The organism is Streptomyces beijiangensis (assembly GCF_017315755.1).
GTDB classification, from domain to species: Bacteria; Actinomycetota; Actinomycetes; order Streptomycetales; family Streptomycetaceae; genus Streptomyces; species Streptomyces beijiangensis.
In genome coordinates this window covers 1-305 of sequence record NZ_JAFLRJ010001698.1, presented here as the reverse complement: position 1 = coordinate 305, position 305 = coordinate 1, and the positions used below count along the sequence as shown (strand labels likewise).

Sequence of the window (305 nt, the reverse complement as noted above, 5' to 3'; positions counted from 1 at the left end):
AATCGTTCCTTTTTCGATCAGCTTGACCAATCCGGCAAGGCCTTCAGGTGTGAGTTCGACATCCGCAAGCTCTTTTTGCTGGGCGTTCAAGTAAGCCGATACTTCACCCATCAGCCAGTTCGACGCCAGCTTCGCGTCTGCGCCTTTTTCAACGGCCGCTTCGAAGAAGTCGGACATTTCTTTTGTCAAAGTCAGCACTTTCGCGTCATAGGCAGGGAGGCCAAGCTCTTCGATGTAGCGCTTGCGGCGCTCGTCCGGAAGCTCAGGAATGCTGTCTTTCACGCGTTGCTTCCACTCGTCGTCTA

Annotated in this window: 1 pseudogene; it reads right to left on the bottom strand. The window is 53.8% G+C overall.

Annotation, left to right across the window (positions count from 1 at the left end):
- Positions 1 to 282: pseudogene (locus tag J0695_RS46670) on the bottom strand (hypothetical protein); the annotation flags it as partial.
- Positions 283 to 305: the final 23 nt, after the last annotated feature.